Source organism: Shigella sp. SIG3 (assembly GCF_053555855.1).
Window position 1 is genome coordinate 1 of the sequence record NZ_JBQZXE010000033.1, and the last position, 20,156, is coordinate 20,156.

The 20,156-nt window shown below is 52.4% G+C and carries 16 protein-coding genes; 8 read left to right on the plus strand and 8 right to left on the minus strand.

What is annotated here, in order from left to right; translation table 11 throughout:
* The first annotated feature begins 18 nt into the window (after nucleotides 1-18).
* The 5 genes from ACUU1I_RS08565 (at nucleotide 19) to trmL (ending at nucleotide 9,206) form a co-directional block, all read left to right on the plus strand.
* Nucleotides 19-4,551 (plus strand): YadA-like family protein, encoded by a 4,533-nt coding sequence (locus tag ACUU1I_RS08565; RefSeq protein WP_001033260.1) that lies wholly within the window; start codon nucleotides 19-21, stop codon nucleotides 4,549-4,551.
* Between the two features lie 367 nt (nucleotides 4,552-4,918).
* Nucleotides 4,919-6,574, plus strand: a complete 1,656-nt coding sequence (gene lldP, locus ACUU1I_RS08570; RefSeq protein WP_005071890.1) for an L-lactate permease — start codon at nucleotides 4,919-4,921, stop codon at nucleotides 6,572-6,574.
* Nucleotides 6,574-7,350 carry a transcriptional regulator LldR gene (gene lldR, locus ACUU1I_RS08575; RefSeq protein ID WP_000636500.1) on the plus strand — a complete coding sequence of 259 codons (777 nt, stop codon included), beginning with the start codon at nucleotides 6,574-6,576 and terminating at the stop codon, nucleotides 7,348-7,350. The genes lldP and lldR overlap by 1 nt, the downstream gene beginning before the upstream one ends.
* The gene (gene lldD, locus ACUU1I_RS08580) at nucleotides 7,347-8,537 is read left to right on the plus strand and encodes a quinone-dependent L-lactate dehydrogenase (protein WP_000586964.1); all 1,191 of its coding nucleotides are present in this window, start codon (nucleotides 7,347-7,349) and stop codon (nucleotides 8,535-8,537) included. Before lldR ends, lldD begins: the two co-directional genes overlap by 4 nt.
* 195 nt (nucleotides 8,538-8,732) lie before the next feature.
* The gene (gene trmL, locus ACUU1I_RS08585) at nucleotides 8,733-9,206 is read left to right on the plus strand and encodes a tRNA (uridine(34)/cytosine(34)/5-carboxymethylaminomethyluridine(34)-2'-O)-methyltransferase TrmL (protein ID WP_000932346.1); all 474 of its coding nucleotides are present in this window, start codon (nucleotides 8,733-8,735) and stop codon (nucleotides 9,204-9,206) included.
* 52 nt (nucleotides 9,207-9,258) lie between these two features.
* Here trmL and cysE read toward each other — a convergent pair whose 3' ends face one another.
* From cysE to ACUU1I_RS08610, 5 genes are all read right to left on the minus strand, one after another.
* Nucleotides 9,259-10,080 (minus strand): serine O-acetyltransferase, encoded by an 822-nt coding sequence (cysE, locus tag ACUU1I_RS08590; RefSeq protein WP_001277561.1) that lies wholly within the window; start codon nucleotides 10,078-10,080, stop codon nucleotides 9,259-9,261.
* 79 nt (nucleotides 10,081-10,159) lie between these two features.
* A complete protein-coding gene (gene gpsA / locus ACUU1I_RS08595) occupies nucleotides 10,160-11,179 on the minus strand; it encodes an NAD(P)H-dependent glycerol-3-phosphate dehydrogenase (protein WP_001076194.1) in 1,020 nt (339 codons plus the stop codon).
* Nucleotides 11,179-11,646, minus strand: coding sequence for a protein-export chaperone SecB (gene secB / locus ACUU1I_RS08600; RefSeq protein WP_000003377.1), 468 nt, complete (start codon nucleotides 11,644-11,646; stop codon nucleotides 11,179-11,181). The genes gpsA and secB overlap by 1 nt, the downstream gene beginning before the upstream one ends.
* A 62-nt stretch (nucleotides 11,647-11,708) precedes the next feature.
* Complete coding sequence (gene grxC / locus ACUU1I_RS08605; protein ID WP_000024392.1) at nucleotides 11,709-11,960, minus strand: glutaredoxin 3; 252 nt, start codon at nucleotides 11,958-11,960, stop codon at nucleotides 11,709-11,711.
* A 141-nt stretch (nucleotides 11,961-12,101) separates the two neighbouring features.
* A complete protein-coding gene (locus tag ACUU1I_RS08610) occupies nucleotides 12,102-12,533 on the minus strand; it encodes a rhodanese-like domain-containing protein (protein WP_005052206.1) in 432 nt (143 codons plus the stop codon).
* 244 nt (nucleotides 12,534-12,777) lie between these two features.
* Here ACUU1I_RS08610 and gpmM point away from each other — a divergent pair, with 244 nt between their 5' ends.
* Genes gpmM through ACUU1I_RS08625 form a run of 3 tightly spaced genes read left to right on the plus strand, consistent with a single transcriptional unit; the run spans nucleotide 12,778 to nucleotide 16,578 of the window.
* Entirely contained in the window at nucleotides 12,778-14,322 is a 1,545-nt protein-coding gene (gpmM, locus tag ACUU1I_RS08615) for a 2,3-bisphosphoglycerate-independent phosphoglycerate mutase (RefSeq protein WP_005065328.1), read from the plus strand.
* A 33-nt stretch (nucleotides 14,323-14,355) separates the two neighbouring features.
* Entirely contained in the window at nucleotides 14,356-15,615 is a 1,260-nt protein-coding gene (envC, locus tag ACUU1I_RS08620) for a murein hydrolase activator EnvC (protein ID WP_000196247.1), read from the plus strand.
* Nucleotides 15,616-15,618: 3 nt separating this feature from the next.
* Complete coding sequence (locus tag ACUU1I_RS08625; RefSeq protein WP_000483855.1) at nucleotides 15,619-16,578, plus strand: divergent polysaccharide deacetylase family protein; 960 nt, start codon at nucleotides 15,619-15,621, stop codon at nucleotides 16,576-16,578.
* On the opposite strand, the gene waaH is transcribed toward ACUU1I_RS08625, so the two are convergent.
* From waaH to kbl, 3 genes are all read right to left on the minus strand, one after another.
* Complete coding sequence (gene waaH, locus ACUU1I_RS08630) at nucleotides 16,565-17,599, minus strand: UDP-glucuronate:LPS(HepIII) glycosyltransferase (RefSeq protein WP_000982104.1); 1,035 nt, start codon at nucleotides 17,597-17,599, stop codon at nucleotides 16,565-16,567. The genes ACUU1I_RS08625 and waaH overlap by 14 nt on opposite strands.
* A 238-nt stretch (nucleotides 17,600-17,837) precedes the next feature.
* Nucleotides 17,838-18,863, minus strand: a complete 1,026-nt coding sequence (gene tdh / locus ACUU1I_RS08635) for an L-threonine 3-dehydrogenase (RefSeq protein ID WP_000646014.1) — start codon at nucleotides 18,861-18,863, stop codon at nucleotides 17,838-17,840.
* Between the two features lie 9 nt (nucleotides 18,864-18,872).
* Nucleotides 18,873-20,069, minus strand: coding sequence for a glycine C-acetyltransferase (kbl, locus tag ACUU1I_RS08640; RefSeq protein WP_001213834.1), 1,197 nt, complete (start codon nucleotides 20,067-20,069; stop codon nucleotides 18,873-18,875).
* Nucleotides 20,070-20,156 lie beyond the last annotated feature (87 nt).

Genomic DNA, 20,156 nt, shown 5'->3' on the forward strand with positions numbered 1-20,156 from the left:
GAATAGCGAGCATCATTAATGAACAAAATATTTAAAGTTATCTGGAACCCTGCGACAGGGAATTATACTGTTACCAGCGAAACGGCAAAAAGCCGTGGCAAGAAATCTGGGCGCAGTAAGCTGTTAATTTCTGCGCTGGTTGCGGGTGGAATGTTGTCGTCGTTTGGGGCATTGGCGAATGCCGGGAATGACAACGGTCAGGGTGTTGATTACGGTAGTGGATCAGCTGGCGACGTCTGGGTTGCTATAGGCAAAGGGGCGAAAGCAAATACTTTTATGAACACCAGTGGTTCCAGTACTGCTGTGGGTTATGACGCTATAGCTGAAGGCCAATATAGCTCTGCCATCGGGTCAAAAACCCATGCGATTGGTGGTGCATCAATGGCCTTTGGGGTTAGTGCAATATCAGAAGGCGATAGAAGTATAGCACTGGGTGCCTCTTCGTATTCATTGGGCCAATACTCAATGGCCCTGGGGCGTAGCAGTGTAGCTAGCGGTACTGACAGCCTCGCATTTGGCAGACAATCACTTGCCAGCGCAGCGAACGCTATTGCGATAGGTGCTGAGACCGAAGCCGCTGAAAATGCAACTGCTATTGGCAATAATGCGAAGGCAAAAGGGACTAATAGCATGGCAATGGGGTTCGGAAGCCTTGCCGATAAAGTCAATACTATCGCATTAGGAAATGGCAGCCAGGCTCTGGCAGATAATGCAATCGCCATAGGCCAGGGCAACAAAGCTGATGGCGTGGATGCCATCGCTCTGGGTAATGGTAGCCAGTCGAGAGGCTTAAACACCATTGCCTTAGGCACAGCCAGTAATGCAACTGGTGATAAGAGTCTTGCGCTTGGTAGTAATAGCAGTGCCAACGGTATTAACTCTGTCGCGCTGGGCGCAGATTCCATTGCGGATTTAGACAATACCGTCTCTGTCGGCAATAGTTCATTAAAACGCAAGATCGTTAATGTGAAAAATGGCGCGATCAAGTCTGACAGTTACGATGCCATTAATGGTTCACAGCTTTATGCCATTAGCGACTCGGTAGCAAAAAGGCTTGGAGGAGGGGCTGCAGTAGATGTTGATGACGGTACTGTTACAGCACCAACCTACAATTTAAAAAATGGTAGCAAAAATAACGTAGGGGCTGCGCTCGCTGTACTTGATGAAAACACCCTGCAATGGGACCAAACCAAAGGCAAATACAGCGCTGCTCATGGTACTAGTAGCCCAACTGCCAGCGTAATCACCGATGTTGCGGATGGCACGATTTCAGCCTCCAGTAAGGATGCGGTTAACGGTTCCCAACTGAAAGCTACCAATGACGATGTCGAAGCCAACACCACCAATATCACCAACCTGACGGATTCCGTTGGTGACCTTCAGGCTGATGCCCTGCTCTGGAACGAAACTAAAAAGGCATTCAGTGCAGCTCACGGCCAGGATACCACCAGCAAAATCACCAACGTTAAAGATGCCGACCTGACGGCTGACAGCACTGATGCTGTTAACGGCTCTCAGCTGAAAACCACCAACGATGCTGTGGCGACGAATACCACCAATATCGCCAATAACACTTCCAATATTGCCACTAACACCACCAACATCTCTAACCTGACTGAGACGGTGACTAATCTTGGTGAGGATGCGCTGAAATGGGATAAGGACAATGGTGTATTCACGGCAGCTCATGGCACCGAGACCACCAGCAAAATAACCAACGTTAAAGATGGCGACCTGACGACTGGCAGCACCGATGCCGTTAACGGCTCTCAGCTGAAAACCACCAACGATGCCGTGGCGACGAATACCACCAATATCGCCACTAACACCACCAACATCTCTAATCTGACTGAGACGGTGACTAATCTTGGTGAGGATGCGCTGAAATGGGATAAGGACAATGGTGTCTTCACTGCAGCTCATGGCAACAATACCGCCAGCAAAATCACCAATATCCTGGACGGCACAGTCACTGCAACCAGTTCCGATGCCATTAACGGTAGCCAGCTTTATGACTTAAGCAGCAATATCGCCACCTACTTCGGCGGCAATGCTTCTGTGAATACTGACGGCGTGTTTACCGGTCCAACCTACAAAATCGGTGAAACAAATTATTATAACGTCGGCGATGCTCTGCTTTGGGATGCCACCGCAGGTAAATTCAGTGCCAAACACGGTACTAATGGTGACGCAAGCGTGATCACTGATGTCGCAGATGGTGAAATTTCAGACTCCAGTTCTGACGCAGTAAACGGCTCACAACTCCACGGCGTGAGCAGTTATGTTGTTGATGCGCTGGGGGGTGGTGCCGAAGTCAATGCAGACGGCACCATCACTGCGCCGACGTACACCATTGCTAATGCTGATTACGATAATGTCGGTGATGCCCTGAATGCTATCGATACCACTCCTGACGACGCTCTGCTCTGGGATGCGGACGCCGGTGAAAATGGTGCATTTAGCGCCGCTCACGGAAAAGATAAAACTGCCAGTGTAATCACTAACGTCGCTAACGGTGCAATCTCTGCTGCCAGCAGCGACGCGATTAACGGCTCACAACTCTATACCACCAATAAGTACATCGCTGATGCGCTGGGTGGTGACGCAGAAGTCAACGCTGACGGCACCATCACCGCACCGACTTACACCATTGCGAACGCCGAGTACAACAACGTCGGTGACGCCCTGGATGCGCTTGATGATAACGCCCTGCTGTGGGATAAGACTGCCAATGGCGGTGCTGGAGCCTACAATGCCAGCCATGACGGTAAAGCCAGCATCATCACTAATGTCGCTAATGGCAGTATTAGTGAGGACAGTACCGATGCAGTGAACGGTTCTCAGTTGAATGCGACGAATATGATGATTGAGCAGAACACCCAAATTATCAATCAGCTCGCTGGTAACACCGACGCAACCTATATCGAAGAAAATGGCGCTGGTATCAACTACGTTCGTACTAACGACAACGATTTAGCCTTTAACGATGCAAGCGCCTCTGGTGTCGGCGCTACAGCTGTAGGTTATAACGCTGTCGCGTCTGGTGCCAGCAGCGTAGCCATTGGTCAGAACAGCAGCAGCACCGTTGATACCGGTATTGCGCTGGGTAGCAGCTCCGTTTCCAGCCGTGTGATTGCCAAAGGTTCTCGTGACACTAGCGTAACGGAAAATGGCTTGGTGATTGGTTATGACACCACTGACGGCGAACTGCTAGGTGCATTGTCAATTGGTGATGACGGTAAATACCGCCAAATCATCAACGTAGCTGATGGTTCAGAAGCCCATGACGCCGTTACGGTTCGCCAGTTGCAGAACGCTATTGGAGCGGTCGCCACTACGCCAACCAAGTACTTTCACGCCAACTCAACGGCAGAAGACTCACTGGCCGTTGGTGAAGACTCGCTGGCAATGGGTGCGAAAACTGTCGTTAATGGTAATGCAGGTATTGGTATCGGTTTGAACACTCTGGTTCTGGCTGATGCGATCAACGGCATTGCTATCGGCAGTAACGCACGCGCAAACCATGCAAACAGTATCGCAATGGGTAACGGTTCTCAGACCACCCGTGGTGCACAGACTGGCTACACCGCCTACAACATGGACGCACCGCAGAACTCTGTAGGTGAGTTTTCTGTCGGTAGTGAAGACGGTCAACGTCAGATCACAAACGTCGCAGCTGGTTCAGCGGATACCGATGCGGTTAACGTGGGTCAGTTGAAAGTCACTGATGAGCGCGTAGCGCAAAATACCCAGAGCATTACTAACCTGAACAATCAGGTCACTAATCTGGATACTCGCGTTACTAATATCGAAAACGGTATTGGCGACATTGTCACCACCGGTAGCACCAAGTACTTCAAGACCAACACCGATGGCGTAGATGCCAACGCCCAGGGTAAAGATAGCGTTGCTATTGGTTCTGGTTCCATTGCTGCCGCTGACAACAGCGTCGCACTGGGTACCGGTTCCGTTGCAGAGGAAGAAAATACAATCTCTGTAGGTTCTTCTACTAACCAACGCCGTATCACCAACGTAGCTGCCAGTGTTAATGCCACCGATGCGGTTAACGTGTCGCAGCTGAAATCTTCTGAAGCAGGCGGAGTGCGCTACGACACCAAAGCTGATGGTTCTATCGACTATAGCAATATCACCCTCGGTGGTGGCAACGGCAGTACGACTCGTATCAGCAACGTCTCCGCTGGCGTCAACAACAACGACGCGGTGAACTACGCGCAGTTGAAGCAAAGCGCGCAAGAAACGAAGCAATACACCGATCAGCGGATGGTTGAGATGGATAACAAACTGTCTAAAACTGAAAGCAAGTTGAGCGGTGGTATCGCTTCTGCAATGGCAATGACCGGTCTGCCGCAGGCTTATACACCGGGTGCCAGCATGGCTTCTATTGGTGGCGGTACTTACAACGGTGAATCGGCAGTTGCTTTAGGTGTATCGATGGTGAGCGCCAATGGTCGTTGGGTCTACAAATTACAAGGTAGTACCAATAGCCAGGGTGAATACTCCGCCGCACTCGGTGCCGGTATTCAGTGGTAATGATCCATTAAGTTAGTGTGACTAAGGGCAAACGCCAAATTGCCTGATGCGTTACGCGCATCAGGCAAGATAAGGCGCTCCGGGTCAACAATCTAAGGGCAATTCTCTGATGAGGATTGCCCTTTTCTTTACCAGACATCTCCCCCCACAAGAATTGGCCCTACCAATTCTTCGCTTATCTGACCTCTGGTTCACAATTCCCCAATTAAAACTCACATCAATATTGATAATACATAACATTTAGTTAACCATTCATTGTCATTATCCCTACACAACACAATTGGCAGTGCCACTTTTACACAACGTGTGACAAGGAGATGAGCAACAGACTCATTACACGATGTGCGTGGACTCTAGGAGACCTGCAATGAATCTCTGGCAACAAAACTACGATCCCGCCGGGAATATCTGGCTTTCCAGTCTGATAGCATCGCTTCCCATCCTGTTTTTCTTCTTTGCGCTGATTAAGCTCAAACTGAAAGGATACGTCGCCGCCTCATGGACGGTAGCAATCGCCCTTGCCGTGGCTTTGCTGTTCTATAAAATGCCGGTCGCTAACGCGCTGGCCTCGGTGGTTTATGGCTTCTTCTATGGTTTGTGGCCCATCGCGTGGATCATTATTGCAGCAGTGTTCGTCTATAAGATCTCGGTGAAAACCGGGCAGTTTGACATCATTCGCTCGTCTATTCTTTCGATAACCCCTGACCAGCGTCTGCAAATGCTGATCGTCGGTTTCTGTTTCGGCGCTTTCCTTGAAGGAGCCGCAGGCTTTGGCGCACCGGTAGCAATTACCGCCGCATTGCTGGTCGGCCTGGGTTTTAAACCGCTGTACGCCGCCGGACTGTGCCTGATTGTTAACACCGCGCCAGTGGCATTTGGCGCGATGGGCATTCCAATCCTGGTTGCCGGACAAGTAACAGGCATCGACAGCTTTGAGATTGGCCAGATGGTGGGGCGTCAGCTACCGTTTATGACCATTATCGTGCTGTTCTGGATCATGGCGATTATGGACGGCTGGCGCGGTATCAAAGAGACGTGGCCTGCGGTCGTGGTTGCAGGCGGCTCGTTTGCCATCGCTCAGTACCTTAGCTCTAACTTCATTGGGCCGGAGCTGCCGGACATTATCTCTTCGCTGGTATCACTGCTCTGCCTGACGCTGTTCCTCAAACGCTGGCAACCAGTTCGCGTATTCCGCTTCGGTGACTTGGGGGCGTCACAGGTTGATATAACGCTGGCCCACACCGGTTACACCGCGGGTCAGGTGTTACGTGCCTGGACACCGTTCCTGTTCCTGACCGCTACCGTAACACTGTGGAGCATCCCGCCGTTTAAAGCCCTGTTCGCATCGGGTGGTGCGCTGTATGAGTGGGTGATCAACATTCCGGTGCCGTACCTCAATAAACTGGTTGCCCGTATGCCACCAGTGGTCAGCGAGGCTACAGCCTATGCCGCCGTGTTTAAGTTTGACTGGTTCTCTGCCACCGGCACCGCCATTCTGTTTGCTGCACTGCTCTCGATTGTCTGGCTGAAGATGAAACCGTCTGACGCTATCAGCACCTTCGGCAGCACGCTGAAAGAACTAGCTCTACCCATCTACTCCATCGGCATGGTGCTGGCGTTCGCCTTTATCTCGAACTATTCCGGACTGTCATCAACACTGGCACTGGCACTGGCGCACACCGGTCATGCATTCACCTTCTTCTCGCCGTTCCTCGGCTGGCTGGGGGTATTCCTGACCGGGTCGGATACCTCATCTAACGCCCTGTTCGCCGCGCTGCAAGCCACCGCAGCACAACAAATTGGCGTCTCTGATCTGTTGCTGGTTGCCGCCAATACCACCGGTGGCGTCACCGGTAAGATGATCTCCCCGCAATCTATCGCTATCGCCTGTGCGGCGGTAGGCCTGGTGGGCAAAGAGTCTGATTTGTTCCGCTTTACTGTCAAACACAGCCTGATCTTCACCTGTATGGTGGGCGTGATCACCACGCTTCAGGCTTATGTCTTAACGTGGATGATTCCTTAATGATTGTTTTACCCAGACGCCTGTCAGACGAGGTTGCCGATCGTGTGCGGGCGCTGATTGATGAAAAAAACCTGGAAGCGGGCATGAAGTTGCCCGCTGAGCGCCAACTGGCGATGCAACTCGGCGTATCACGTAATTCACTACGCGAGGCGCTGGCAAAACTGGTGAGCGAAGGCGTGCTGCTCAGTCGACGCGGCGGCGGGACGTTTATTCGCTGGCGTCATGACACATGGTCGGAGCAAAACATCGTCCAGCCGCTAAAAACGCTGATGGCCGATGATCCGGATTACAGTTTCGATATTCTGGAAGCCCGCTACGCCATTGAAGCCAGCACCGCATGGCATGCGGCAATGCGCGCCACACCTGGCGACAAAGAAAAGATTCAGCTTTGCTTTGAAGCAACGCTAAGTGAAGACCCGGATATCGCCTCACAAGCGGACGTTCGTTTTCATCTGGCGATTGCCGAAGCCTCACATAACATCGTGCTGCTGCAAACCATGCGCGGTTTCTTCGATGTCCTGCAATCCTCAGTGAAGCATAGCCGTCAGCGGATGTATCTGGTGCCACCGGTTTTTTCACAACTGACCGAACAACATCAGGCTGTCATTGACGCCATTTTTGCTGGTGATGCCGACGGGGCGCGTAAAGCAATGATGGCGCACCTTAGTTTTGTTCACACCACCATGAAACGATTCGATGAAGATCAGGCTCGCCACGCACGGATTACCCGCCTGCCCGGTGAGCATAATGAGCATTCGAGGGAGAAAAACGCATGATTATTTCCGCAGCCAGCGATTATCGCGCCGCAGCGCAACGCATTCTGCCGCCGTTCCTGTTCCACTATATGGATGGTGGTGCATATTCTGAATACACGCTGCGCCGCAACGTGGAAGATTTGTCAGAAGTGGCACTGCGCCAGCGTATTCTGAAAAACATGTCCGACTTAAGCCTGGAAACGACGCTGTTTAATGAGAAATTGTCGATGCCGGTAGCACTGGCACCGGTGGGTTTGTGTGGCATGTATGCGCGTCGTGGCGAAGTTCAGGCAGCCAAAGCGGCGGACGCGCATGGCATTCCGTTTACTCTCTCGACGGTTTCCGTTTGCCCGATTGAAGAAGTCGCGCCAGCCATCAAGCGCCCAATGTGGTTCCAGCTTTATGTACTGCGCGATCGCGGCTTTATGCGTAACGCGCTGGAGCGAGCAAAAGCAGCGGGTTGTTCGACGCTGGTTTTCACCGTGGATATGCCGACACCGGGCGCACGCTACCGTGATGCGCATTCAGGTATGAGCGGCCCAAATGCGGCAATGCGCCGCTACTTGCAGGCGGTGACGCATCCGCAATGGGCGTGGGATGTGGGCCTGAACGGTCGTCCACATGATTTAGGTAATATCTCAGCTTATCTCGGCAAACCGACCGGACTGGAAGATTACATCGGCTGGCTGGGGAATAACTTCGATCCGTCCATCTCATGGAAAGACCTTGAGTGGATCCGCGATTTCTGGGATGGCCCGATGGTGATCAAAGGGATCCTCGATCCGGAAGATGCGCGCGATGCAGTACGTTTTGGTGCTGATGGAATTGTGGTTTCTAACCACGGTGGCCGCCAGCTGGACGGTGTACTCTCTTCCGCTCGTGCGTTGCCCGCTATTGCAGATGCGGTGAAAGGTGATATCGCCATTCTGGCGGATAGCGGAATTCGTAACGGGCTTGATGTCGTGCGTATGATTGCGCTCGGTGCCGACACCGTACTGCTGGGTCGTGCTTTCCTGTATGCGCTGGCAACAGCGGGCCAGGCGGGTGTAGCTAACCTGCTAAATCTGATCGAAAAAGAGATGAAAGTGGCGATGACGCTGACTGGCGCGAAATCGATCAGTGAAATTACGCAAGATTCGCTGGTGCAGGGGCTGGGTAAAGAGTTGCCTACGGCACTGGCTCCGATGGCGAAAGGGAATGCGGCATAGTCGTTTGCGCCCCCTCACCCTAACCCTCTCCCTCAGGGAGAGGGGACCGTTCGGCGCTGTATGTACTCCCTCACTCTGAAACGACACCGCACTCTTTTTTTCTCCCTCGCCCCTCCGGGGAGGGCCGGGGTGAGGGGAAAAGGCCGCACGGTTCACCAATTTTCTGCTATCCTGCCCCCGCACTAAGGGGGCAGTATGCTAAACATCGTACTTTACGAACCAGAAATTCCGCCAAATACTGGCAACATCATCCGTCTTTGCGCTAATACCGGCTTTCGTCTACATATCATCGAACCGATGGGATTTGCCTGGGACGACAAGCGCCTGCGCCGCGCGGGGCTGGACTATCACGAGTTTACCGCCGTTACGCGTCATCATGACTATCGCGCGTTCCTCGAAGCAGAAAATCCCCAGCGCCTGTTTGCCCTCACCACGAAAGGTACGCCTGCTCACAGCGCCGTAAGCTATCAGGATGGCGATTATCTGATGTTCGGCCCGGAAACACGCGGCCTGCCAGCGAGCATTCTTGATGCCCTGCCCGCTGAACAAAAAATTCGCATTCCGATGGTGCCGGACAGCCGCAGCATGAATCTGTCCAATGCGGTGTCGGTAGTGGTGTATGAAGCCTGGCGGCAGCTGGGATATCCGGGAGCGTTGTTGAGAGATTAGTTACTGTATGCCGGATAGATGATTACATCGCATCCGGCACGATCACAGGACATTAGATCCCATCCCCATACTCAAATGTATGGTTAATACCGTTGAAATGCTGGTCCATATCCATTGATGGCTTATCGCTGTCTGGTTTACCGACAATACGAGCCGGAACGCCAGCGGCGGTTGTATGCGGCGGCACCGGTTGCAGCACCACGGAACCTGCGCCAATCTTCGCGCCGCGACCAACTTCAATATTGCCGAGGATTTTCGCGCCCGCGCCAATCATCACACCTTCACGAATTTTCGGGTGACGGTCACCACCAGATTTACCCGTACCGCCAAGCGTCACAGATTGCAGAATCGATACGTCGTTTTCAATTACCGCCGTTTCACCCACAACGATGCCCGTGGCGTGGTCGAGCATAATGCCACGGCCAATTTTTGCTGCCGGGTGAATATCGACCTGGAACGTCACAGAAACCTGGTTTTGCAGAAAGATTGCCAATGCGCGACGCCCCTGATTCCACAACCAGTGACCGATGCGATAGGCCTGCAAGGCATGAAAACCCTTCAGGTATAACAACGGGGTTGAGTATTTATCGACTGCCGGGTCGCGGGTACGCACCGCCTGAATATCACAGGCCGCAGAGGCGATCATTTCCGGGTCAGCGGCGTAGGCTTCTTCAACCACTTCACGGATAGCAATAGCAGGCATAATTGGCGATGACAGCTTGTTCGCCAGCATGTAGCTCAGTGCACTGCCAAGGTTTTCGTGCTTGAGTAGCGTCGCGTGGTAAAAACTGGCCAGCATTGGCTCACAGTCCGCCAGCGTTCTGGCTTCGGCTTTAATATTGTTCCAGACAATTTCCAGTTCTTCACACGACATTGCTTACTCCACACGATGAGATAATGACCGGCCCGTTCTGCGCGGGCCGGGTCATAGCGGTAACAAAGGTTCCCTGGGGTTAGTGGCTGCTGCGCTCGTCCTTGCGTGCACGACCTAATAATGTCAATGCTGCCTCGCGCGCGTTTTTTCCGCAATATAATACTTGATAAATTTCCTCGGTTATTGGCATTTCAACGCCGAAGCGATGCGCCAGTTCGCGGACTTCTTTCGTATTGCGGTAGCCTTCCACCACCTGACCAATCTTCTCCTGCGCGCTTTGTACATCCATGCCCTGACCGAGCATCATGCCAAAACGGCGGTTACGCGACTGGTTGTCGGTACAGGTAAGCACCAGATCGCCCAGCCCCGCCATGCCCATAAAGGTGGCAGGATCGGCACCCAGCGCCGCACCAAGACGCGACATTTCAGCCAGCCCACGGGTGATCAGCGCCGTACGCGCATTCGCACCAAAACCGATACCGTCAGACATCCCCGCGCCAATGGCAATGACGTTTTTCACCGCGCCGCCAAGCTGCACGCCAATGAAATCCGGGTTGCTGTAAACGCGGAAACTTTTGCCGCAGTGCAGCAGCTGCTGGAGATCATCGGCAAAGGTCTGATCGGTCGAGGCCAGCGAAATAGCTGTCGGTAAACCTGCCGCCAGTTCTTTCGCAAACGTTGGGCCAGAGATAACCGCCAGCGGAATTTGATCGCCTAAGGCCTCACGCGCCACGTCCTGTAACAGACGTCCGGTTTCCGCTTCCAGCCCTTTGGTCGCCCACACCAGACGCGCATCAGGACGCATCAGCGGTTTAATCTGGCGCAGCACTTCACCAAAGACATGGCTGGGTACGACGACGAGAATATTACGACTGGCTGCCAGCGCAGTGGCGAGATCGCTTTCAAGATGGAGCGTATCGGGAAAAGGCACATCGGGGAGAAACGCGGCGTTACAGCGGTCGCGTTCAAGCGTTGCGATATGTTCAGGGTCATGGCCCCAGAGGACAACCTCGTGGCCATTTCTTGCCAGGGTAATGGCAAGAGCGGTGCCGTACGAGCCGGCACCGATCACAGTCATTGAAGCATTACGTTGGTTCATCAGGCATCCTGATGTTCTTCAGTACCTTCGCCAGCCTGCTGCTGCAAATAGTTCATGAACAGCGCATCGAAGTTAACCGGCGCAAGGTTCAGTTGCGGGAATGTACCGCGGGATACCATGCTGGTGATGCACTCACGAGCATACGGGAACAGAATGTTCGGGCAGTATGCGCCCAGGCAATGTGCCATCTGGGTGCCTTCGATACCCGCGATGGAGAAAATACCGCCCTGCTGAACTTCACACAGGAACGCGGTTTCTTCGCCCAAGGAGGCCGTTACGGTAACACGCAGTACCACTTCGTATACGTCATCTGCCAGTTGGGAAGATGCCGTATCCAGATCAAGTTTAACTTCTGGTTGCCAATCTTTCTGGAAAACGTGCGGCGCGTTCGGCGCTTCGAAAGAGATATCCTTGGTATAAATACGTTGGATCTGGAAAGTCATTTCAGTGTTGTTTTGTTCTGACATGTGTAGAAAACCCTTAAGTGTTGTCCTTAAATACTGCGCAATGTAATGCCAACGTTCACACGTTATTTCAGCAGGGGATCCAGTCCACCACGTGCATCCAATGCATACAAGTCATCACAGCCGCCAATGTGCTGTGCGTCAATAAAAATCTGGGGAACCGTGGTGCGACCGCTGCGTTTGATCATCTCTTCACGCTTGGCGGCATTGCCATCGATCGGCAACTCCTGGAAACTCACGCCCTTGCTGCTCAGCAGTGCTTTTGCACGATGGCAATACGGGCAGGTTTCTTTGGTATAGATTTCAACATTGGCCATAATTTAGCTCCTGTTTTTTTACCCTGAAATTTCATGTTGCAGGGCGGCTGCAAAATGGAGTGTCCCCAGAAGCTTATAACAATAAGTCGCTGGGGGCCTAATTGCAGCTAACGGCCTGCATCATGAAAGACGACAGGTAAATTATTTGCCGCGCACCAGAGGCAAGTTTTCGCCAGCCCAGCCAGCAACGCCCTCTTTCAGCACGAATACTTGCGCAAAACCAGCTTTCGTCAGCGCGTTTGCAGGCTCCTGGCACTGCATGCCAGAACCGTCTACCACGATAACCGATTTGTCTTTGTGCTTCTCAAGCTCACCAACATTGTTGGCTTTGATTTCGCTCGGCAACAGATTGATAGAACCTGCGATATGGCCTTTACGGAAGTCATCACGCTGACGTAAATCCACAACCACAGCGTCTTCTTTGTTGATCAGACGCGTAGCTTCACCACGAGTAATCACCTTCACTTTCGAGGTCAGGCTCTTAAACGTAGTCACAAGAACCGCCACCAGTAACGCGATCCAGGCGATACTCAGTATGGGATGACGGCCAACAAATTGCATAATTTCTTGCATGGGGGGTAACAACTCCCAACGTAGTGATTAAAAAAACCAGGAAAGGAGTATACCTGCGCGGTGCGGCAAATACAGCCAGCGCGTTAACTGGAATGCAATTTTGCGGGGCACGACGAAAAAAAAGCGCAAATCTGGCATCGGCTTGCCGCGAGCGGTCGTATATTTTGATCTTCAGAGGCTATTTTATCGATTCAGCTGTAGTAAAATTACGCAAATTTTGACTCTTGAGTATGAGGTTGTCGCAATGTCGGTTTCTAAAAAACCTATGGTACTGGTGATTCTGGATGGCTATGGCTATCGTGAAGAACAGCAGGATAACGCCATTTTTAGTGCTAAAACCCCGGTAATGGATGCACTGTGGGCCAATCGTCCGCATACCCTGATCGACGCTTCCGGTCTGGAAGTCGGTCTGCCTGACCGTCAGATGGGTAACTCCGAAGTAGGCCACGTTAACCTGGGTGCCGGCCGCATCGTGTATCAGGACCTGACTCGTCTGGACGTTGAAATCAAAGATCGCGCTTTCTTTGCTAATCCAGTGCTGGCTGGCGCGGTACATAAAGCGAAAAACGCAGGTAAAGCAGTACACATTATGGGTCTGCTCTCCGCAGGCGGCGTACACAGCCACGAAGATCACATCATGGCGATGGTAGAACTGGCAGCTGAACGCGGCGCAGAAAAAATCTACCTGCACGCATTCCTTGACGGTCGCGACACCCCGCCGCGCAGTGCTGAATCCTCGCTGAAAAAATTTGAAGAGAAATTTGCTGCGCTGGGTAAAGGCCGCGTAGCGTCCATCATTGGTCGTTACTACGCGATGGACCGCGATAACCGTTGGGATCGCGTTGAAAAAGCCTATGACCTGCTGACTCTGGCGCAGGGTGAGTTCCAGGCCGATACTGCCGTTGCTGGTTTGCAGGCAGCTTATGCTCGCGACGAAAACGACGAGTTCGTGAAAGCGACCGTTATTCGTGCAGAAGGTCAGCCAGATGCGGCAATGGAAGACGGCGATGCGCTGATTTTCATGAACTTCCGTGCTGACCGCGCGCGTGAAATCACTCGTGCATTCGTGAACGCTGATTTCGATGGCTTCGCGCGTAAGAAAGTGGTTAACGTCGATTTCGTGATGCTGACCGAATACGCCGCTGACATCAAAACTGCGGTTGCTTACCCACCCGCTTCCCTGGTTAACACCTTCGGCGAGTGGATGGCGAAAAACGACAAAACTCAGTTGCGTATTTCCGAAACCGAAAAATATGCCCACGTTACTTTCTTCTTCAACGGTGGCGTAGAAGAGTCGTTCAAAGGCGAAGATCGCATTCTGATCAACTCACCGAAAGTGGCTACCTACGATCTGCAACCGGAAATGAGCTCCGCAGAGCTGACCGAAAAACTGGTTGCGGCCATCAAGAGCGGCAAATACGACACCATTATCTGTAACTATCCGAACGGCGACATGGTAGGTCACACCGGGGTGATGGAAGCGGCGGTTAAAGCGGTTGAAGCACTGGATCACTGCGTGGAAGAAGTCGCGAAAGCGGTTGAGTCCGTGGGTGGACAACTGCTGATCACCGCTGACCACGGTAACGCTGAACAGATGCGCGATCCAGCAACGGGTCAGGCACACACGGCACACACCAACCTGCCAGTTCCGCTGATTTACGTTGGTGATAAGAACGTGAAAGCGGTTGCAGGCGGCAAACTTTCTGACATCGCGCCGACCATGTTGTCGCTGATGGGTATGGAAATCCCGCAAGAGATGACTGGTAAGCCGCTGTTCATCGTGGAATAATCCCTCCCCATGAGGGGAAAGGCGATTAATACCATGACACGGGCCGTGAAACCGCGCAGGTTTGCAATCAGGCCCATCATCTACGCCAGCGTTCTTAGCGCTGGCGTATTGTTGTGCGCCTTTTCCGCCCACGCGGATGAGCGTGACCAACTCAAATCTATTCAGGCCGATATCGCCGCAAAAGAGCACGCGGTACGCCAAAAGCAACAACAACGCGCAAGCCTGCTCGCACAATTGAAAAAGCAGGAAGAAGCGATCTCTGAAGCCACCCGTAAGCTGCGCGAAACGCAAAACACGCTCAATCAACTCAATAAACAGATTGATGAGATGAACGCGTCGATTGCCAAACTGGAGCAGCAAAAAGCCGCCCAGGAGCGCAGCCTCGCCGCACAACTGGATGCCGCATTCCGTCAGGGCGAGCATACCGGTATTCAGCTAATTCTCAGCGGTGAAGAAAGCCAGCGTGGACAGCGTTTACAGGCTTATTTCGGCTATCTCAACCAGGCGCGACAAGAAACCATTGCCCAGTTGAAGCAAACGCGTGAAGAAGTCACCATGCAGCGTGCTGAACTGGAAGAGAAACAAAGCGAGCAACAAACGCTGTTATATGAACAGCGCGCCCAACAGGCGAAACTGACTCAGGTTCTGAACGAGCGTAAAAAGACGCTGGCGGGGCTGGAATCTTCCATCCAGCAAGGTCAGCAGCAGCTAAGTGAACTACGTGCCAACGAATCCCGTCTGCGTAACAGCATTGCCCGTGCGGAAGCCGCGGCGAAAGCGCGTGCTGAACGAGAAGCGCGTGAGGCCCAGGCGGTTCGCGAGCGCCAGAAAGAAGCGACGCGCAAAGGCACCACCTACAAACCGACCGAAAGCGAAAAATCGCTGATGTCCCGAACTGGTGGCCTGGGTGCGCCGCGTGGTCAGGCATTCTGGCCGGTTCGCGGGCCGACGCTGCATCGCTATGGCGAGCAGCTACAGGGTGAATTACGCTGGAAAGGGATGGTTATCGGTGCCTCTGAAGGTACTGAAGTTAAAGCAATTGCCGACGGTCGAGTGATTCTGGCTGACTGGCTGCAAGGTTACGGTCTGGTGGTGGTGGTTGAGCACGGTAAAGGCGACATGAGTCTTTACGGCTATAATCAGAGCGCACTGGTGAGCGTTGGTTCGCAGGTTCGCGCGGGCCAGCCAATTGCACTGGTGGGCAGCAGTGGCGGTCAGGGTCGGCCTTCACTCTATTTCGAAATTCGCCGCCAGGGTCAGGCGGTCAATCCACAGCCGTGGTTGGGAAGATAAGTTTTGTTTCCATTTCGTCGTAACGTTCTTGCATTTGCCGCTCTGTTGGCGCTCTCCTCCCCCGTACTTGCTGGCAAACTTGCCATCGTCATTGATGATTTTGGGTATCGCCCGCACAACGAAAACCAGGTGCTGGCGATGCCTTCCGCTATCTCCGTCGCTGTATTACCCGATTCACCGCACGCCAGAGAGATGGCGACCAAAGCGCATAACAGCGGTCACGAAGTGTTGATTCATCTCCCGATGGCACCGTTGAGTAAACAGCCGCTGGAGAAAAATACGCTACGCCCGGAGATGAGCAGCGACGAAATTGAGCGCATTATTCGTAGTGCGGTCAATAACGTGCCCTATGCCGTGGGGATCAACAACCACATGGGCAGCAAGATGACCTCTAACCTGTTTGGTATGCAGAAAGTGATGCAGGCGCTGGAGCGTTACAATCTTTACTTCCTCGACAGCGTAACCATCGGTAATACCCAGGCGATGCGCGCCGCGCAAGGTACTGGCGTGAAGGTGATCAAACGGAAGGTGTTCCTCGACGATTCGCAGAACGAAGCGGACATCCGTGTGCAATTTAATCGCGCAATTGATCTGGCGCGTCGCAACGGTTCAACCATTGCCATTGGGCATCCTCACCCTTCAACGGTACGCGTGCTACAACAGATGGTTTATAACCTGCCGCCAGACATTACGCTGGTGAAAGCCAGCAGCTTGCTGAATGAACCGCAGGTTGATACTTCTACACCGCCGAAAAACGCTGTGCCTGATGCACCGCGTAATCCGTTCCGTGGCGTGAAGCTGTGCAAACCGAAGAAACCGATAGAACCTGTTTATGCTAATCGCTTCTTTGAAGTATTAAGCGAAAGCATCAGCCAGAGCACGCTGATCGTTTACTTCCAGCATCAGTGGCAAGGCTGGGGCAAACAGCACGAAGCGGCGAAGTTTAACGCTAGCGCAAATTAAAGGCGCTACGCGTAATGCGATGGTGCGACCGCGTTTTGTCGCGCCATTGCCATAAGCGGAAAGACCACAGTAACGCCTGGTAACCGACCTTCACGCTGCGCACATTGGTAATCAGGCGCTTATACATACCGGAAGTAAATATCTCGGCAATCATCCGTTGGCGGGTAAGAATATCCGGCTCTTTGCGCACCGCATGGCAAACACGCAATGCTTCGTAAGTTATTTGCTGATGAAATTCCGGATAAATCGTAATTTTGTCGGCATAATTTCGATTTAATTTCTCCAGCAGGCGGGTAATCTTAATATAGTGACGTTGATAATTAAGGTTTTTATTCCCTTGTCTATGCAACCGACTCACTGACGTATTATGCAGATAATATTTATATAATGATTGCTCGGTATATCGCGCACGCAGCGCGTTAAACATGAATTCTGTTGTCCAGACAATATCCTGATGATGTAATCCGGCAATAAATTTAATGTTATTTTTAACAATAACATCACGGCGATAAACCCCCATCCAGACAACGTGAGTCCAACGGCGCGAAGAAAGCCCCATCCGCAGCCAGTCCGGGCCGGTTAATACACCGGTTGAGCGAAGGCGATCGCTGGGGATGGATTGCCAGGTTTCTCCCGTTTCACGAAAAGACCAGTCAGCGTTGCACTGCGCCACGTCGAGGTCGTCCTCTAACGCCATGGTCATCAGCGTTTCGTACATGGTGGGATAGACCTCATCGTCAGCATCGACAAAAGCGACATATTTGCCCGTCGCCACCTCGATCCCACGATTACGCGCTACCGATGCGCCAGCATTCGCCTGATGCAACAAACGAACGTGCGGATAGTTTTCTGCGTAATGCTTTGCTATTTCAACAGAATTATCCGTTGAACCATCGTTAATAATAATGATTTCCAGAGCAGTCCAGGTTTGCGTAATTAAAGATTCCATACAAGTGCGGAAATCATCGCCCGCATTATATAACGGAATAATAACACTAAGTTTATTGGTGCTGTTCATCATAAATTACCGACGACCTCTGAAGTTATCCTGACGTTTTACAGGCTTTGTATTAAGAAACTATTAAGCCTGTGAGATATTATTTTTACAGGTGAGAGAGTCACTTCAGGGTAGAGAGATAATGAGAACAGCTATATAAAAGATCAGCGCAATTACGAACTCTTTATTACACTGACAGGATTTTACATAATTAACAGATTATCCTCAGATAAAAGGGCTGGAATACCAGCCCTTGTTCGTGTTAATCCCAGCTCAGAATAACTTTCCCGGACTGGCCCGAACGCATAGCGTCAAAGCCCTTCTGGAAATCATCGATAGAGAAACGATGGGTAATGATCGGCGAGAGATCGAGGCCAGACTGAATCAGCGCCGCCATCTTGTACCAAGTTTCAAACATCTCACGACCGTAAATGCCTTTAATGAACAAGCCTTTAAAGATCACTTTGGTCCAGTCGATAGACATATCAGACGGTGGAATACCCAGCATCGCAATACGACCGCCGTGGTTCATGGTATCGAGCATGGTACGAAACGCTGGCGGCGCGCCGGACATTTCCAGACCGACATCAAAGCCTTCGGTCATGCCCAGTTCAGCCATCACATCATTAAGGTTTTCTTTCGCGACGTTAACCGCACGGGTGATACCCATTTTGCGCGCCAGCTCAAGGCGGTATTCGTTAACATCGGTGATCACCACATTGCGTGCACCAACGTGTTTCGCCACCGCCGCAGCCATAATACCTATCGGACCTGCACCAGAAACCAGCACATCTTCGCCCACCAGATCGAACGACAGCGCGGTATGCACGGCGTTACCGAAGGGATCAAAAATGGAAGCCAGGTCGTCGGAGATATTGTCGGGGATTTTGAAAGCGTTGAACGCCGGAATCACCAGATATTCGGCGAAGCAGCCCGGACGGTTAACACCGACACCAATGGTGTTGCGGCACAGATGGGTACGACCGCCACGACAGTTGCGACAGTGACCGCAGGTGATATGGCCTTCGCCAGAAACGCGATCGCCGATTTTGAAGCCTTTCACTTCCTGACCAATACCTACCACTTCACCGACATATTCATGGCCCACGACCATCGGCACCGGAATGGTTTTTTGCGACCACTCATCCCAGTTATAGATGTGAACGTCAGTCCCGCAGATGGCTGTTTTACGGATTTTAATCAGCAGATCGTTATGCCCGAGTTCCGGTACAGGGACGTCGGTCATCCAGATGCCCTCTTCCGCTTTCAGTTTGGATAACGCTTTCATCTCACATCCTCAGGCGATAACGCCCAGTTGTTTACCAATACGCGTGAATGCTTCTACTGCACGCGTAATTTGCTCAGGGGTATGCGCCGCAGACATCTGGGTACGAATACGCGCCTGACCTTTCGGAACGACCGGATAGAAGAAACCGGTGACGTAGATGCCCTCTTTTTGCAGCTCTCGGGCAAATTTCTGCGCCACTACCGCATCACCAAGCATGACCGGAATAATGGCGTGATCGGCTCCCGCCAGGGTAAAGCCCGCCGCCGACATTTGCTCACGGAACTGACGCGCGTTCGCCCACAGACGGTCACGCAACTCGCTACCCGCTTCAACCATCTCCAGCACTTTGATGGAAGCGGCGACAATCGCTGGTGCCAGCGAGTTGGAGAACAGGTACGGACGAGAACGCTGGCGCAGCCACTCAACCACTTCTTTGCGCGCCGCGGTATAACCACCAGAAGCCCCGCCCAGCGCTTTACCGAGCGTGCCGGTGATGATGTCGACACGCCCCATCACATCGCAGTATTCATGGGAACCACGACCATTTTCACCGACAAAACCGACCGCGTGGGAGTCGTCTACCATCACCAGGGCATCGTATTTATCTGCCAGATCGCAAACGCCCTTCAGATTGGCAATCACGCCGTCCATCGAGAACACACCATCGGTGGCAATCAGCACATGACGCGCACCGGCTTCACGCGCTTCTTTCAGACGAGCTTCAAGCTCCTGCATATCGTTGTTGGCATAGCGATAGCGTTTAGCTTTACACAGACGCACACCATCAATAATAGACGCGTGGTTCAGTGCGTCGGAGATAATGGCGTCTTCCGCGCCCAGCAGCGTTTCAAACAGGCCACCGTTAGCATCAAAGCAGGAAGAGTAGAGAATCGCATCTTCCATCCCCAGGAATGCCGCCAGTTTTTGTTCAAGCTCTTTATGGCTGTCCTGAGTGCCGCAAATAAAACGCACCGAAGCCATGCCGAAACCGTGAGAATCCATTCCCGCCTTTGCTGCCGCAATCAGATCCGGATGATTCGCCAGCCCGAGATAGTTGTTGGCACAAAAGTTAATGACGTGGCTTCCATCAGCCACGGTGATATCTGCTTGCTGCGCAGACGTAATAATGCGCTCTTCTTTAAACAACCCTTCCGCCCGTGCGGTTTCCAGATCGTTGGTTAACTGCTGATAAAATTCTCCACGCATTGCGATTCTCCAGACAGGGCAAATTCCAGCACATATTACCCAAACTTATAGGTCGCGACGAGATGATGCGTTAACACTTCTGCAAAA

What these genes read in the sequence shown, in the direction of transcription:
- tdh (WP_000646014.1), bottom strand. Translation starts at nt 18,863, where the DNA reads ATGAAAGCGTTATCCAAACTGAAAGCGGAAGAGGGCATCTGGATGACC.
- lldD (WP_000586964.1), top strand. Translation starts at nt 7,347, where the DNA reads ATGATTATTTCCGCAGCCAGCGATTATCGCGCCGCAGCGCAACGCATT.
- envC (WP_000196247.1), top strand. Translation starts at nt 14,356, where the DNA reads ATGACACGGGCCGTGAAACCGCGCAGGTTTGCAATCAGGCCCATCATC.
- trmL (WP_000932346.1), top strand. Translation starts at nt 8,733, where the DNA reads ATGCTAAACATCGTACTTTACGAACCAGAAATTCCGCCAAATACTGGC.
- ACUU1I_RS08610 (WP_005052206.1), bottom strand. Translation starts at nt 12,533, where the DNA reads ATGCAAGAAATTATGCAATTTGTTGGCCGTCATCCCATACTGAGTATC.
- lldR (WP_000636500.1), top strand. Translation starts at nt 6,574, where the DNA reads ATGATTGTTTTACCCAGACGCCTGTCAGACGAGGTTGCCGATCGTGTG.
- cysE (WP_001277561.1), bottom strand. Translation starts at nt 10,080, where the DNA reads ATGTCGTGTGAAGAACTGGAAATTGTCTGGAACAATATTAAAGCCGAA.
- ACUU1I_RS08565 (WP_001033260.1), top strand. Translation starts at nt 19, where the DNA reads ATGAACAAAATATTTAAAGTTATCTGGAACCCTGCGACAGGGAATTAT.
- gpmM (WP_005065328.1), top strand. Translation starts at nt 12,778, where the DNA reads ATGTCGGTTTCTAAAAAACCTATGGTACTGGTGATTCTGGATGGCTAT.
- kbl (WP_001213834.1), bottom strand. Translation starts at nt 20,069, where the DNA reads ATGCGTGGAGAATTTTATCAGCAGTTAACCAACGATCTGGAAACCGCA.
- waaH (WP_000982104.1), bottom strand. Translation starts at nt 17,599, where the DNA reads ATGATGAACAGCACCAATAAACTTAGTGTTATTATTCCGTTATATAAT.
- grxC (WP_000024392.1), bottom strand. Translation starts at nt 11,960, where the DNA reads ATGGCCAATGTTGAAATCTATACCAAAGAAACCTGCCCGTATTGCCAT.
- secB (WP_000003377.1), bottom strand. Translation starts at nt 11,646, where the DNA reads ATGTCAGAACAAAACAACACTGAAATGACTTTCCAGATCCAACGTATT.
- gpsA (WP_001076194.1), bottom strand. Translation starts at nt 11,179, where the DNA reads ATGAACCAACGTAATGCTTCAATGACTGTGATCGGTGCCGGCTCGTAC.
- lldP (WP_005071890.1), top strand. Translation starts at nt 4,919, where the DNA reads ATGAATCTCTGGCAACAAAACTACGATCCCGCCGGGAATATCTGGCTT.